Annotated in this window: 14 protein-coding genes and 1 tRNA gene; 7 read left to right on the forward strand and 8 right to left on the reverse strand. The window is 41.4% G+C overall.

Annotated elements, in window-relative coordinates; translation table 11 throughout:
* Positions 1-213: 213 nt before the first annotated feature.
* Positions 214-303: transfer RNA gene (locus CXF80_RS05190), tRNA-Ser, on the reverse strand.
* A 325-nt stretch (positions 304-628) separates the two neighbouring features.
* Here CXF80_RS05190 and punR point away from each other — a divergent pair.
* The 6 genes from punR (at position 629) to CXF80_RS05220 (ending at position 3859) form a co-directional block, all read left to right on the forward strand.
* Entirely contained in the window at positions 629-1531 is a 903-nt protein-coding gene (gene punR / locus CXF80_RS05195) for a DNA-binding transcriptional activator PunR (protein ID WP_101031875.1), read from the forward strand.
* Between the two features lie 203 nt (positions 1532-1734).
* Positions 1735-2394 carry a Bax inhibitor-1/YccA family protein gene (locus CXF80_RS05200; RefSeq protein WP_101031876.1) on the forward strand — a complete coding sequence of 220 codons (660 nt, stop codon included), beginning with the start codon at positions 1735-1737 and terminating at the stop codon, positions 2392-2394.
* A gap of 65 nt (positions 2395-2459) precedes the next feature.
* The gene (gene tusD / locus CXF80_RS05205; protein WP_101031877.1) at positions 2460-2849 is read left to right on the forward strand and encodes a sulfurtransferase complex subunit TusD; all 390 of its coding nucleotides are present in this window, start codon (positions 2460-2462) and stop codon (positions 2847-2849) included.
* Between the two features lie 19 nt (positions 2850-2868).
* Positions 2869-3225 carry a sulfurtransferase complex subunit TusC gene (tusC, locus tag CXF80_RS05210; protein WP_101031878.1) on the forward strand — a complete coding sequence of 119 codons (357 nt, stop codon included), beginning with the start codon at positions 2869-2871 and terminating at the stop codon, positions 3223-3225.
* A complete protein-coding gene (gene tusB, locus CXF80_RS05215) occupies positions 3222-3527 on the forward strand; it encodes a sulfurtransferase complex subunit TusB (protein ID WP_101031879.1) in 306 nt (101 codons plus the stop codon). Before tusC ends, tusB begins: the two co-directional genes overlap by 4 nt.
* Complete coding sequence (locus CXF80_RS05220) at positions 3521-3859, forward strand: TusE/DsrC/DsvC family sulfur relay protein (protein ID WP_101031880.1); 339 nt, start codon at positions 3521-3523, stop codon at positions 3857-3859. Before tusB ends, CXF80_RS05220 begins: the two co-directional genes overlap by 7 nt.
* 470 nt (positions 3860-4329) lie before the next feature.
* Here the strand turns inward: CXF80_RS05220 and serS are convergent, their stop codons facing one another.
* The 6 genes from serS to lrp form a co-directional block, all read right to left on the reverse strand.
* Entirely contained in the window at positions 4330-5616 is a 1287-nt protein-coding gene (serS, locus tag CXF80_RS05225) for a serine--tRNA ligase (protein ID WP_101031881.1), read from the reverse strand.
* Positions 5617-5634: 18 nt separating this feature from the next.
* On the reverse strand, positions 5635-6009 hold the full coding sequence (crcB, locus tag CXF80_RS05230; RefSeq protein ID WP_101031882.1) for a fluoride efflux transporter CrcB: 375 nt from the start codon (positions 6007-6009) through the stop codon (positions 5635-5637).
* Positions 6002-7333: a replication-associated recombination protein A gene (locus CXF80_RS05235; protein WP_101031883.1), complete on the reverse strand. Its 1332-nt coding sequence runs from the start codon at positions 7331-7333 to the stop codon at positions 6002-6004. Before CXF80_RS05235 ends, crcB begins: the two co-directional genes overlap by 8 nt.
* Before the next feature lie 8 nt (positions 7334-7341).
* Positions 7342-7986 (reverse strand): outer membrane lipoprotein chaperone LolA, encoded by a 645-nt coding sequence (gene lolA, locus CXF80_RS05240; protein ID WP_101031884.1) that lies wholly within the window; start codon positions 7984-7986, stop codon positions 7342-7344.
* Positions 7987-7997: 11 nt separating this feature from the next.
* Positions 7998-10634: a DNA translocase FtsK gene (locus CXF80_RS05245; protein WP_101031885.1), complete on the reverse strand. Its 2637-nt coding sequence runs from the start codon at positions 10632-10634 to the stop codon at positions 7998-8000.
* Between the two features lie 274 nt (positions 10635-10908).
* On the reverse strand, positions 10909-11406 hold the full coding sequence (gene lrp, locus CXF80_RS05250; RefSeq protein WP_101031886.1) for a leucine-responsive transcriptional regulator Lrp: 498 nt from the start codon (positions 11404-11406) through the stop codon (positions 10909-10911).
* A gap of 178 nt (positions 11407-11584) precedes the next feature.
* On the opposite strand from lrp, the gene ald reads away from it, so the two are divergent.
* A complete protein-coding gene (ald, locus tag CXF80_RS05255; RefSeq protein WP_101031887.1) occupies positions 11585-12700 on the forward strand; it encodes an alanine dehydrogenase in 1116 nt (371 codons plus the stop codon).
* A gap of 160 nt (positions 12701-12860) precedes the next feature.
* Here ald and CXF80_RS05260 read toward each other — a convergent pair whose 3' ends face one another.
* A complete protein-coding gene (locus tag CXF80_RS05260) occupies positions 12861-15104 on the reverse strand; it encodes a bifunctional diguanylate cyclase/phosphodiesterase (RefSeq protein WP_101031888.1) in 2244 nt (747 codons plus the stop codon).
* Positions 15105-15135 lie beyond the last annotated feature (31 nt).

The following is a 15135-nucleotide window of genomic DNA, read 5'->3' on the forward strand; positions in this document are numbered from 1 at the left end:
CATTTAATATTGCGGAGGGATAGCTTGCTTTTATAAAGAGGAACCCGTGGGTTCAAAGTCCTATCTTTCGCCCAACAAAAGGCCTTATCTTTCGATAAGGCCTTTTGTTGAATGTGGCGGAGGGATAGCGATCTGAAAAATAGGAACCCTGGGTTCAAAACTATTACAGACACAAAAAAGCCCGCTTTGATAAGCAGGCTCTTTCATTTAATGTGGCGGAGGGATAGGGATTTGAACCCTAGAACGGGATAAACCGTTGCCGGTTTTCAAGACCGGTGCATTCGACCACTCTGCCATCCCTCCGAGCGGGCGAATAATATGACAATGACCCTTTGGTGTAAAGGGTAAATTGCAAATAACCCGTTAAGTGTCTATTAAACACACAAATTAACTTATCATCTGCTGTTCGGTGATTCAAAATGTATCGCGCAGCTAATATTGCTCAATGGTATTGGTTCACTCAACACCAAAAGCCCGCGACTGCGCTATCGGCTATTAAGCTTCGAATACAGCAATGGGCTAAGCGAAAACATGATTAAACAGCCGATAACGGCAACTTTGCTTGATTTGATTAGGGTTAATGTTTACCTTTACTGCTAGTAATTTTGCCAATGCCAAGGATAGCGAGATGCTTTCAGAACAAGCATTCGAGATGATAGATATCGTGGCCCGTGTGGGTAGTTTTACCGCCGCAGCCAATAAATTGAATAAAGTGCCGTCTGCGGTGAGTTATGCAATTAAACAAATTGAAGATGACTTAGGGGTAATATTGTTTGAGCGTCACCATCGCAGTGTCAGTTTGACGCCCGCTGGTGAACATTTTGTGGCCCAGTCGCGTGACATTATGACCAAGCTTAATAATATTAAACGTGATACACAAAAAGTGGCTAATGGCTGGCGCCCTTCGTTATCTATTGCGATTGACAATATGGTGCGTGCTGACAAAATTAGTGGCTTAATTGCTGATTTTTATCGCCACTTTACCGACATAGAATTGATTATCCGCTTAGAAGTCTATAATGGAGTGTGGGAAGCTTTGTCCAGCGGCAAAAGCGATATCGCCATTGGTGCAACGTCAAGCATTCCTGTTGGTGGTACATTTAAGTCCCGCCATATGGGGATGATTGAGTGGTCTTTTTTAGTCGGTAAAAACCACCCTTTAGCTATCGCAGAGCATGCATTAACGGATGAAGAGTTATTGCAATATCCGTCAATTTGCCTGCAAGATACCGCCCATAATATTGCCCATCGACCTAATTGGTTGCTGAATAATCAGCGCAGAATTGTGGTACCTGATTGGATCAGAGCGATTAATTGTTTTAGAGAAGGCTTAGGCGTGGGATATATGCCATACCATTTGGCCGATATCTTTATTAAAGCCGGCGCGCTCATAGAAAAACAACTCGCCACACCAAAGCAAGACACAGCCTGCTGTTTAGCCTGGAATAATGCCAACATGAGCCCAGCAATGCAGTGGGTATTAGATCACCTAGGTGATACCGAAAAACTAAAAAAAGAATGGCTTAGTTAATCCTGTTACGCCAAATATGTTTTTTGTAATAGCATTACTTATCAAACCGTATATGTTAAATTAGCAACTATTAAGATGATGTTAGTTATGAATTAATTTTGGTTTAATATACATTGCTTACGCTATACAAATAGATTTAGCTTCAGAGTGAGAAATATTTTTTCTCGTAGAGCGAATCATTGAGTTAACACCTGGAGACGATAATGAATCAACAATCAGTTATATCAACCAGTCTATCGACTACTGAGGTCAATAAACTGTTAAAAAACACCTACATGCTTCTGGCGATGACATTAGCATTCTCTGCTGTCACTGCTGGTTTTTCCATGGCGATAAACCTTGGCCCAATGATGTCAATAGGCTTATCGCTTGGTAGCTTGGTATTGTTATTTGTAACACTCAAAAAAGCTGACAGTTCTGCAGGTATTTTTTGGGTGTTTGCTTTTACGGGTATGCAAGGCGCTTCACTCGGTTACATTCTTAATCATTATGCCGGAATGGCAAATGGTCCTGGCTTAATTATGCAGGCACTAGGCTTAACCTCTATCATTTTCGTGTCGCTTTCGGCATATGCGTTAACCACGAAGAAAGACTTTTCATTTATGCGCGGCTTCTTATTTGCGGGTTTATTAGTGATGATCGGTGCGATGGTCATTAATATATTCGTCGGTAGCTCAATATTATTTATGGCAATGAACGCAGGTATTGCGTTGCTAATGACCGGTTTCATTCTTTATGACACCAGTCGTATCGTGAATGGCGGCGAAACAAACTACGTTCGGGCGACTATTTCATTGTACTTAGATTTTTTGAACTTGTTCATAAGCCTACTACATTTAATGGGTATTGGCAGCGACGATTAATCGTCGATAGAGTTCACTAGCAAATTACGTTAAAATGACCCTACATTAGGGTCATTTTTTTTATCATGAGCAAATTCATCATTCAAGTAAATGGAAGCGTTTATGGCTCTACGGCCAGCTTTCGTGCATTAGCATTTTGCCAAAGCGCATTAGCGAATGGCCATCAAATCATTAATGTCTTTTTCTATCAAGATGGCGTAACTAACAGTAATGCCCTCACCTGTCCTGCTTCTGACGAAATTGATATGCATTCCAATTGGCAATCATTGTCATTAAAACATTCGATACCGTTGACCAATTGTGTCTCTGCAGCTCTGCGGCGTGGCGTATTATCGCAACAAGATGCGACGGAAAATGGTAAACCACAATGGAATAGCAGCGACGCATTTATCATGGGCGGTTTAGGTGAATTAGTGGTGGGTATTGAGCAAGCAGATAGATTAATTAGCTTTTAAGGTATTAGTGGAATAGACAATGAAATCACTAGTGATTATTTTTAGGCATGCCCCTTTTGGCACCACAAGTACCCGTGAAGGGTTAGATTTTGCCATGCTCAGCGCAAGCTTTGAGCAACAAGTGAGTCTGGTATTTACCAATGAAGCGGTATTACATTTACTGGCAGGCCAAACCCCCGAGCAAGCAGGCTCTAAAGATTATGTGTCGGCGTTTAAAGCGCTTTCTCTTTACGATATTGATACCGTATTGGTTTGTGCTGAATCAATGACCACATTAGGAATACACCCCAATGACTTTAGTATTGCGGCCACTGTGGCAACTCCAGATGTGATCACCAAAACCCTGCAAGCGGCTGATGAGGTGTTAGTATTTTGATATTACATCATATCCAAACATCAACAATGAGTGACGATGCCTTAAATACTTGCTTGCGGTATATTCACCCTACTGACAGTATTTTATTGTCTAGCGATGCGGTGAATTGTTTGTTACAAACCCAGTGGCAACAACGTTTAGCAAACATTAAGCTGTTTGTGCTGCAAGATGATGTTGTAGCAAGAGGCCTAGTTGAACGCTTGATGATGTTAGCGAATAAGACTGCTAGCTCTTTTGATATTATTGATTATTCACAATTTGTTGAACAATCTTTGTTACACGATAAGGTCATAACGTGGTAAATTTTTTTGAATTTAATGGTCAGCAAATTGAAACCGATCATCAAGGCTATTTAAACAACGTCAATGACTGGCAAGAATCCATGGCTGTTGTTATTGCTGCCACTGAGAATATTGAGTTGACCGAACAACACTGGGAAGTGATCCGTTTTGTACGTGATTTTTATCTTGAGTACAAAACCAGTCCAGCCATTCGAATATTGGTTAAAGCTATTGGCCAACGTTTAGGCGCGGATAAAGGTAACTCTAAATATTTGTATACCTTGTTCCCGATTGGTCCCGCTAAACAAGCAACAAAAATTGCCGGTTTGCCAAAACCGGCAAAATGTTTATAGCAGAAAAGGCTTACAAAAAAGCCCGCTTAAGATGACTTAAGCGGGCTTTTTAAATGGCTAACCTTAACTGAGGTTATTTTGGAAATATATTTTCTATCACTATAAATACTGCTTGAGCTAGTTCAACAATTACCAACAAAATAAAAAAGAAGATAACTGATAAATAGATAAGCCTACGATTATCACGCCGACTTGAACCCATTGCTGGTTGTACCAACCCTTATAAATATGTGACCAACTCAAACTGAGTGACACAATTTCCAATACAACGTAGGAGTAAAATATGTGCTGCGATACAGTAACGCCGTTAACTCGATTTACGGATTGTGGGGTCACTCAACGCGCAACAACATACAGGTCTTTTTAGACCATGAATGTCTAAGCTCTATCTTGTAAAAGACTGACGATTAAAACCCTAGCCACACTCAAAATTGACTGCGGCTAGCACTAAATCATATTAGCCCATAACATTAGCCAATCAGACTTAAGCCACCCATGTATGGACGTAATACTTCAGGTATTGTGATGGTGCCATCTTGATTTTGATAGTTTTCAAGCACGGCCACTAACGTACGACCAACCGCCAAACCTGAACCATTTAATGTGTGTAATAAAGCCGGTTTGTTATCTACCTTGCTACGGTATCTGGCTTGCATTCTACGGGCTTGGAAATCTTTCATGTTCGAGCAAGATGAAATTTCACGATAAGTATTTTGCGCCGGTAACCAGACTTCAATATCAAAGGTTTTGCTTGAACCAAAGCCCATATCACCAGTACATAACACCATAGTGCGGTACGGTAATGCTAGTAACTGTAATACTTTTTCAGCATTTGCGGTGATTTCGTCAAGTGCTTGCATTGAATTATCTGGATGAACAATTTGCACTAATTCTACTTTGTCGAATTGATGCTGACGGATTAATCCGCGGGTATCACGGCCGTAAGAGCCAGCTTCACTTCTGAAACATGAGGTTAATGCGGTCATTTTCATCGGCAGTTCACTTTCATCCACAATCATATCGCGCACATAGTTGGTTAATGGCACTTCTGCAGTGGGGATAAGAGATAAACCTTGGCCTTCTTCTGTGGCCGGTTTAGTGTGGAATAAATCTTCACCAAATTTAGGTAACTGACCTGTACCTAATAAACTGTCTTCATTAACCAATAGCGGTACATATGTTTCGGTATAGCCGTGTTCAGTGGTGTGTAGGTCTAGCATAAACTGACCTAAAGCACGATTTAAACGGGCAATTTGGCCACGCATAATAATAAAACGTGAACCGGTAATTTTTACCGCACTTTTAAAATCTAATCCACCTAACGCTTCACCTAAATCAAGATGATCTTTGACTTCGAAATCGAATACTTTTGGGGTACCCCACCGGCGTACTTCTACATTGTCATTTTCATCAGCACCCACGGGAGCCGATTCGTCTGGCAAATTTGGCATGCTCATGGCGATGCTATTGATCTGTTGCAACAACTCAGCAAGCTCAGCTTTCTTTGCATCTAACTGCGCACCTAAATCACCCACTTGCGCCATAATGGAACTGGTGTCTTCGCCGCGCGCTTTAGCTTGACCAATCGACTTCGATATCGCATTACGCGAGGCTTGTAAGTCTTCGGTAGCCACTTGAAGCGATTTACGCTTTTCTTCAAGCTTGGTCAAATTATCGACTTCAAGAATAAAGCCACGAGTGGCTAAACGCTCGGCGGTGATGTCCAGTTCATTACGCAAAAATTTTGGATCTAGCATGTTGTCAGTTCTTTTTAGTTAAACGCGAGAAAATATAAGTTGTTGACCTAAATACACCATAAATAGACATAAGGAGACATTCAACAACACATTTAAAATAGCTTTATGCCATAAGCCTTCTTGCAGCAGCAGTAAGGTTTCATTCGAGAAAGTCGAAAACGTCGTTAACGCGCCCAATAGGCCAATGCCAATAAGCGCTTTAATTTCAGGGCTAATATGACTTAATTGCCCCATCGCATAAACGGCGCCCATTAAAAACGATCCCAATAGATTGACTAACAGTGTACCAAAAGGAAAACTGCTTCCAAATAGCTGGATCATAAAAATTGACAGAAGATAGCGTAAAACTGCACCAATTGACCCACCTAGTGCCACCAAGAACACATTAGTCATAGCGCTTGTCCTCGCTTTGTTGATCAAGTTGGTTTAACTGCGCTAATTTATCTTGAATGCGTTTTTCAAAACCTCTATTCGTAGGCTGATAAAATTGGCTTTGTTGCAATGATTCAGGAAAGTAATTCTCCCCAGCAGCATAAGCACCCGGTTCATTATGAGCATAACGGTATTCTTTGCCAAAGCCGATTTCTTTCATCAATTTGGTCGGGGCATTGCGAAGGTGGTTCGGCACAGGCTCGTGTCCAGTTTGCTTAGCTAACTCACGCGCAGCGTTAAATGCGCTATAAACAGCATTACTTTTAGGCGCACTGGCTAAATACAACACCGCCTGAGCAATGGCGCGCTCACCTTCAGCGGGCCCAATACGGTGGTAACAATCCCATGCATTAAGTGCAACGGTCATGGCGACAGGATCGGCGTTACCAATGTCTTCAGAGGCAATGGCTAATAAACGTCGTGCAACATACAAGGCATCGCCGCCACCTTCTAGAATGCGGCAATACCAATACAAGGCGGCATCGGGAGATGATCCTCGCACCGACTTATGCACTGCAGAAATTAAATCGTAAAATTGATCGCCATTTTTATCGTAACCCGCAGCTTGATGCCCCGCGACTTGAGTGAGCATGTCAGTGGAAAATGCGCCACCATCACTGACTAAATCACTCATTAGCTCAAGTAAATTAAGGGCTTTACGTGCATCGCCATCACTAATGTCGGCTAATTGCTTGGCCACATCTGCAGGTAATGTTAACTGGCGTTTGCCCAAACCCCGTTCTTCATCGGTTAATGCTTGGGTAACAATCAAACTTATTTCGTCTGGTGTGAGACGATTAATCAGGTAAACGCGCGCCCGGGATAATAAGGCATTATTGATTTCAAATGAGGGGTTTTCGGTGGTGGCGCCAATAAAAATGACCGTACCGTCTTCAATAAAAGGTAAAAATGCATCTTGCTGGCTTTTATTAAACCGGTGGACTTCATCGACAAACAATAAGGTACGTTGACCGCGGCTTTGGGCGATAGCCTTGGCTTGCTCTATGGCGGCCCGGATATCCTTTACGCCCGATGTCACCGCAGAAATACGTTCAACATGGGCGTTGGCATAATGGGCAATTAACTCTGCCAAGGTGGTTTTGCCTGTACCAGGCGGCCCCCACAGTAGCATCGAATGAGCTCGGTTAGCTTCTAACGCCCTACGCAGAGGCTGACCTTCACCTAATAAATGTGCCTGACCAATATATTCGCTAATTTCCCTTGGACGCATACGAGCTGCCAAGGGGCGAAAGTCTGGGGAAAAATCAAAACCTAAATTAGCCATCAAATAACTTAGTTAGTTTGCTTTAAACGTTGATCATCTATATCAACGTTATCGGGCACGGCAAACTCAAATATATTGGCTTCATCAGGTTTCACCGTGCGTTGCTGAGTCAATGCAAATTGGCTTAGATTACCTTGCTCGTCAGTTAAGTTAAATTTAACTAATTGACTCGCTTCAAAACACACACTTACGGCGACAACATTACTGTTGAGTTTTTTAGGTTGGATATCAAAACAACTTGCTTTAGCGTTAACTGCACGCTTGGTGACTGAATATTTAGCCCATGTGGCTTCATCTCGATGAACCAACAAGGCCATAGGTGATGCATCAACCGCTTGAGCAACATCCATTACTGTGACTTCTTCAGCAAAGGGATTATAAATCCACAAGTTAACACCATCGGCCACAATCAGTGAATCATCAGGCTCAGTTAAATGCCAGTAAAATTGATTAGGGTACGCTAGCGCAAACACGCCGCTTCCACTTTGGATTGGTTTATTGTTAATGTCGGTCACTTGCTGGGAAAATGTCGCATGCAAGCTATCAATATTAGATAGCTTTTCACGTAATTGGGTTGCGTCATCTGCCATCGCGGCAAAGCAACTTAAGCTCGTTGTCAATAATAGGCTTAATACCGTAAAACGTTTATTCATCATCATTCCTATTATGTTCTTGGTGGCGGCGGAGCCAACACTTCACGATTACCGTTGTGGCCTTGAGCCGTCACAATACCTTGTCCTTCCATCATTTCAATAATACGGGCGGCGCGGTTGTAACCAATTTTAAATTTACGTTGTACGCTCGAAATAGAACCTCGGCGTGTTTCGGTCACAAATGCTACCGCATCATCATATAATGCATCGAGCTCTTCTTCACTATCTGAGGTTTCACCGGGTAACAATACTTGCTCACCATCAGTGGCACCATTAAGAATTTCTTCAATATATTGCGGCTTACCACGAGCACACCAGTCGGCAACGACTTTATGTACTTCATGATCATCAATAAATGCACCATGAACACGATTTGGCAACCCCGTTCCTGGCGGTAAATATAACATATCACCCATGCCTAAGAGGGTTTCTGCACCCTGTTGATCAAGAATGGTACGAGAGTCAATACGTGATGACACTTGGAAGGCTATACGGGTCGGAATGTTAGCTTTAATCAAGCCGGTGATCACATCAACCGATGGACGCTGTGTCGCTAAAATTAAATGGATCCCTGCAGCACGAGCCTTTTGCGCAATACGCGCTATCAGTTCTTCTACTTTTTTACCGACAATCATGATCATGTCAGCAAATTCATCGACCACTACCACAATAGATGGCAGCTTTTCTAAAGGTGGCGCCTCGTCCAGCATACTTTCAGATGACTTCCATAATGGATCGGGAATGTACTCCCCTTTTGCCGCCGCATCTTTAATTTTGATGTTGTAACCTTTAAGGTTACGCACACCTAATGCTGACATTAACTTGTAACGACGTTCCATTTCACCCACACACCAACGCAGTGCATTAGCCGCTTCCTTCATGTCGGTAACCACTTCACAGAGTAAATGCGGAATACCTTCATATACTGACAATTCGAGCATTTTAGGATCAATCATAATAAAGCGGACATCATCTGGGCCCGATTTATACAATAAACTGGTGATCATCGCATTCACACCAACCGACTTACCAGAACCTGTGGTTCCTGCAACCAATAGATGAGGCATCTTGCCTAAATCAACCACAACCGGCTCGCCAGCAATGTCTTGACCTAATACCATAGACAATGTCGATTTGCTATTTTTAAAGACCTCTGAATCAAGTACATCACGCATAAATACGGTTTCACGGAATTTATTAGGTAACTCTAAACCTACGTAAGCTTTGCCTGGAATAACTTCCACAACACGCACGTTTTCCGATAATAGTGAACGGGCTAAATCTTTTGATAGATTGGTAATTTTAGACGCTTTAACCCCTGGAGCTAACTCAAGTTCAAAGCGAGTGATCACAGGCCCTGGATACACCCCCACTACATTAGCGATGATGTTAAAATCGGCCAGTTTTATTTCAACCAATCGTGCTACTTGTTGTAATTCTGCTTCACTGATCGGATTTTTCTTACGATCAGGGACGTCGAGTAAGGTAATACTCGGTAAAGGATCCATTTTTTGACGAGTTTGCTGAGGCCCTTGACCATCAATCATCACGACGCCATCAACAATTTTAGCTTCTTTTTTCGGTTTTTGTTGTGCGACTAATGCCGCTGCCGAATGAGGCTTATTAGCGACTTCCTTAGATGGCTCATCCTCCATATTCAGGTTATTCACTTCATCATCAATGTCGTCATCAATGTTGAAGTCAATATCATCTTTAGTCGCTACCCAAGGAGCAAAATGAGTATCGTCATTATCGACTTGCATCGACGGTTCTTGTCGAACATCAATATCAAGATCTTCATCATCAATGTCTGACACGGTAATATCTTCAGTGGGTTTAGCCTTACGACTAAAAAAGCTGCGTTTCTTTTCAACAACAGGTGGACTCACTGCTGCTGGCTTAACGTGAATAGGTGCTGGGATAGACTTCTTTGGTTGATCCTGTGATGGATCATTTTGTTGATCAATTTCATTGCGACGTTGGGTAAACTTATCAACTAATGACATAAAACCTTTAGTATCTTCGGTCTCACGTTCACGTTTTAATAATCGAGGCAGTGTCCATAATTTCTTTGCGCACCAAATAGAACCTAATCCGGTTAACTCAATAATGGTCAACCAACTAATCCCTGTTGCTAAGGTGAAACCGGCACCAATAAAACACATCAATAGCAATGTGGTACCTAGCTTATTAAAGTACGGCAGCATGGCTTGACCAATCACATCACCAGCAACGCCACCAGCGGAAAACACAAACATATCGTCGGCATTCATACTGACCAGTGCAGCCAAAGCCAGCAGCATCAAAATAAACCCGATAATTCTTAGTCCAACTGAAAAATAATCTATTTCGAACAATCGATGGGCACGATTAAAAATAAACCAACCTGTGGTGGCAATCATAATAGGAATTAAAAAGGCGATGAACCCAAAAAAATAAAACAACACGTCCGCAGTCCAAGCTCCAACAGCGCCGGTCCAGTTATGAATTTCACCTTGAAAATGCGACTGGCTCCAGCCTGGGTCACTTGGATTGAAACTGGATAACGCCAATAGAATATATGTTGCAACCATGCAACATAAAATAAGGCCACCTTCGAGCAATCGTTGAAGACCGCTGAGTGTTTTTAGACTATTTTCCTGAGTCAAACGAAAGCTTCCATAAAAAGTGAAAAATAAGGGTTAAGATAACAGAATATCACTGTATTTGCAGTGATTATGCACCTTGATTGAATCAAGCTCAATCGATTGTAATGCCGAATTAATCCTGAAACTGAAAAGCGATGGGGTTTAGTCTCAAGTTGATGATTTTATATTCGAAAATGTGTAGGTTGAATATCAAGGGTGACGTTCACCCCCCATAAGTGACGACAGATTTATCACTGAGACGCTAAAGATTTGGCTGCAAATGAAACGCTACTATTTAACCTAAGTTGTACAGTGCAACTTTATTGGTTTGCTTCACTTCTTCCATGACGACATAAGTACGAGTATCTGATATTGATGGCAGTTTCAATAAGGTTTCACCTAATAATCGTCTATATGCAGACATATCTGACACACGAGTCTTTAATAAGTAGTCAAAATCACCAGAGACTAAATGGCATTCTTGAATATCATCAAGTAATTGTACTGCACGATTAAAGCGGTCAAAAATATCTGGAGTATCACGATTAAGGGTGATCTCAACAAACACTAATAAAGACGCACCGAGAAAGTGCGGATTCACCAATGCGGTATACCCATTTATAAATCCCTGTTTTTCAAGCCTTTTAACTCTTTCCAAACAGGGTGTAGGACTTAACCCTACTCGTTTTGATAGCTCAACATTTGAAATGCGACCATCCAGTTGAAGTTCATTTAATATATTGCGATCAATACGGTCTAAATCATTCACTGAAAAGCTTTTACTATTTACCATATATTTAACCTTGTTTTGTCCTTAAAACAATATTTATATCTATTAAAGGAGCAACTTCAGCAGCATAATCTGCTAAAGCAGCACTATACTAGAGTCCCCTGGAATAAGCACGTTCAGGTCACAATTAATAACAACTAAACCCACTTAACGTGGGTTTTATGTCAATCGAGGCTCAAAGATGATTATTGGTGTTCCAACAGAAATCAAAAACCACGAATACCGTGTAGGCATGGTACCTTCAAGCGTACGCGAATTAACAATAAAAGGTCACGATGTTTTTGTTCAATCAGATGCGGGGGTTGGAATTGGATTTACCGATCAAGACTATACTGATGCAGGCGCCTCGATTTTAGCTACTGCAGCTGAAGTGTTTGCTAAATCAGACATGATTGTAAAAGTAAAAGAGCCACAAACAGTTGAACGTGCAATGCTACGTCACGACCAGATTTTGTTTACTTACCTTCACCTTGCACCTGATTTACCACAAACAGAAGAGCTAATGACCAGCGGTGCTGTTTGTATTGCTTACGAAACCGTAACCGATGATCGTGGCGGCTTACCTTTACTCGCACCAATGTCAGAAGTGGCTGGTCGTATGTCAATTCAGGCTGGTGCTCGCGCGCTTGAGAAATCATTGGGTGGCCGAGGCATGCTGTTAGGCGGTGTGCCTGGTGTAGAACCTGCAAAAGTGGTCATTATCGGCGGCGGTATGGTCGGTACTAACGCTGCGCAAATGGCCGTTGGTATGGGTGCTGATGTGGTGGTATTAGATCGCAGCATCGATGCCTTACGTCGTTTAAATATTCAGTTTGGTTCTGCGGTTAAAGCGGTTTACTCAACAGCTGATGCGATAGAACGTCATGTGTTAGAAGCTGATCTTGTGATTGGTGGTGTATTAGTACCGGGTGCTGCGGCGCCAAAATTAATCACTAAAGACATGGTTAAGCGCATGAAACCTGGTAGTGCAATTGTTGACGTCGCTATTGACCAAGGTGGCTGTGTAGAAACATCACACGCAACCACTCACCAAGACCCAACTTACATTGTTGATGATGTTGTACATTATTGCGTGGCTAACATGCCTGGCGCGGTTGCACGTACTTCTACGTTTGCATTGAACAACGCAACCCTTCCTTACATCATTAAGTTAGCCAACCAAGGTTACAAACAAGCATTATTAAATGACAAACATTTATTAAACGGCTTAAATGTTATCCACGGTAAATTGGTTTGTAAAGAAGTGGCTGAAGCATTAAATCTTCAGTTCACTGAACCAAAAAGTATGCTTAACTAAGTTTGCTTAATTCAATAAAAATGCCGCATTAACTAATGCGGCATTTTTTTATCTCCAAGACTAAACCTTATCAATATGGATTTAATCCACAATACCGACCCTTTCCATTCAAGGTGGTTGAGATTTTATCCGATGATTATGATGCAGGCATCAATTCAGATTACTTGGCTAACAAATCAAAAAAGGCTTCTTGTGGCATAGGTTTATAAAAGTAATAACCTTGTACCGCTTCAATATCTTGTTGCTTAATATAATCAAGCTCTACTTGGGTTTCTACCCCTTCGACGACAATCGCCAGGTCTAACGCCCGGCTCATGCTAACAATCGCTTCAATGAGTGCTTTATGACGCGAACCCGATGATATTTTGTGAATAAATGATTTATCAATTTTTATTTGATCCACCGGAAAATTGGCCAAATAAGATAATGAGGAATACCCCGTACCAAAGTCGTCTACTGAAATTTGCATACCCCGATGTCTAAGCTCAGTCAGTAATTGATTAATAGTCTCTTGCTGCTTCATCATTAATGATTCAGTTATTTCAAGGGTAATCAATGAGTAAGGAAGATAATCCAAACCAAGCTTTTGTTGTATCACATCAAAATAGGCTAAAAACCTATGCTGTAAATCCGGGGTCCAAAATTCTATGGTAGAAACGTTAATGGATAGTGGAATGGCAAGATGACGTTTTTGCAATGCCACGATAGTGGTAAGCGCTTGCATTCTAACCCATTCACCGATTTGAACAATGAGGCCGGACTCTTCAGCAATAGGAATAAATTCATCTGGCGAAATAAATTGACCATTATGTACCCAACGCAATAATACTTCCGCTTTAATGATTTGACCACTAAATGGATTCACAATCGGTTGATAATATAGCTCGAATTCATCTTGGCTTAATGCCGATTTGAGGTATAAGTGAAGTTCAGCATTTCGTTCTGCATCTTTTTGGATTTGCTGATTAAAAAACTGCAGGCAATTACGCCCTTGGGCTTTAGCATTATACATGGCTTGAGTGGCGCAATTTAATATTTGTTCAACATTATCTGCATCATAAGGAAATCGAGCGAGACCAGTACTCATTGACAGCATCATATCTTGACTACCGACAATAAAATGTTTTTTCAGTTCATCCGTTAAATTATTAAACAAGCTAATCAATGACTCTGTAGACATTTTACCGGGCAAAACTAAAGCAAATTCATCGGCCGCAATACGTGCAATGAGAACATTCTCGGGAATAACACTCAATAAACGCTGCGCCACAAATTTCAGTACCAGATCACCGTTATCATGTCCGATCGTGTCGTTAATTTGTTTAAAATGATCGATGTCCATCAACATTAAATTAAACTCTTGTTTACAACCATTTACGTTGTTATTTGAATCTATCATGGTTTGTAACGTATTGAATAAATACTTTCGATTGGATAATCCGGTCAATTGATCATAGTTTGTTTGAAAATCAATTAATTTTTCAGCATTTTTACGAGCTGAAATATCAGTAATCAGCCATGCGAAACAATTTTGTTGAGTAAAGCTATCTCGAATAACCGTCACGGTAAGAGCAATATCAATAATATCATTATCGCTTTTAAGGCCTTTTAACTCCCCTTGCCAAGCCTGCCCTCGGTTTAAATTTTCAAATAAATCAGCAACCACATGATGCGGAGAATGGCTTAAAAAACGATGAACATCAAAGAGTTTCAGGTTTGAATAATAGGTAGATGTTAGCGATTTAAAAATTGGATTAACGGATAAGACTGAGTTGTCTTCAGTGGTGATCACAAGCGCGATGGGCAGGCTGTTAAAAATTTGGCTACTTAACCGTTCAATGTACATCCCACGACTTCGATCAATGGCTAAACTTGCCAAACGTGCCGCTTCTTGTATTAGGTATAAATCTTGCTCTGATGGCGATTTAACCGTGTCATAGTACATGGCGAAAGTGCCCAATACCTTTTGGTTACTGTCTTTTATCGGCTCAGACCAACACGCTTTCAATCCCGCTTTTAATGGTAGTACTTTATAATCTTGCCAATTAGGATGATGCTCGATGTCTTCAACAATGACACTTTCACACGTAAATGCTGCAGCGCCACAAGAACCAATATTGGGACCAATTTCGATGCCATTTATTGCATTATTATATTCTTCAGGGAGATTAGGAGCCGCACCCGATAATAGCCGTTTACCGTCATCACTGAGTAACAGTACTGATGCCCGGGTTCCTATTTTTTGTGCTTCAATCAATAAGACTAAGTCATGAAGTATTTCGCCTAACGGAAGGCCCTGCAATACCATATCAAGTATTGTACTGTAGCGTTCAACACTTGATTCACGAAAAGAATGTTGGTTGCTCTCTTCCATGAAGTGATTAATATCTGACCCTATATCCATAAAGCTCCATCATCACGGCAAATGCTTAAAA

It is taken from the genome of Shewanella sp. Actino-trap-3, assembly GCF_002836275.1.
In the GTDB taxonomy this organism is placed as follows: domain Bacteria; phylum Pseudomonadota; class Gammaproteobacteria; order Enterobacterales; family Shewanellaceae; genus Shewanella; species Shewanella psychromarinicola.

Bases quoted from the DNA above. Each gene is read 5' to 3' on its own strand.
- punR (WP_101031875.1), top strand. From the start codon at position 629: ATGCTTTCAGAACAAGCATTCGAGATGATAGATATCGTGGCCCGTGTG.
- CXF80_RS05200 (WP_101031876.1), top strand. From the start codon at position 1,735: ATGAATCAACAATCAGTTATATCAACCAGTCTATCGACTACTGAGGTC.
- tusD (WP_101031877.1), top strand. From the start codon at position 2,460: ATGAGCAAATTCATCATTCAAGTAAATGGAAGCGTTTATGGCTCTACG.
- tusC (WP_101031878.1), top strand. From the start codon at position 2,869: ATGAAATCACTAGTGATTATTTTTAGGCATGCCCCTTTTGGCACCACA.
- serS (WP_101031881.1), bottom strand. From the start codon at position 5,616: ATGCTAGATCCAAAATTTTTGCGTAATGAACTGGACATCACCGCCGAG.
- crcB (WP_101031882.1), bottom strand. From the start codon at position 6,009: ATGACTAATGTGTTCTTGGTGGCACTAGGTGGGTCAATTGGTGCAGTT.
- CXF80_RS05235 (WP_101031883.1), bottom strand. From the start codon at position 7,333: ATGGCTAATTTAGGTTTTGATTTTTCCCCAGACTTTCGCCCCTTGGCA.
- lolA (WP_101031884.1), bottom strand. From the start codon at position 7,986: ATGAATAAACGTTTTACGGTATTAAGCCTATTATTGACAACGAGCTTA.
- lrp (WP_101031886.1), bottom strand. From the start codon at position 11,406: ATGGTAAATAGTAAAAGCTTTTCAGTGAATGATTTAGACCGTATTGAT.
- ald (WP_101031887.1), top strand. From the start codon at position 11,585: ATGATTATTGGTGTTCCAACAGAAATCAAAAACCACGAATACCGTGTA.
- CXF80_RS05260 (WP_101031888.1), bottom strand. From the start codon at position 15,104: ATGGATATAGGGTCAGATATTAATCACTTCATGGAAGAGAGCAACCAA.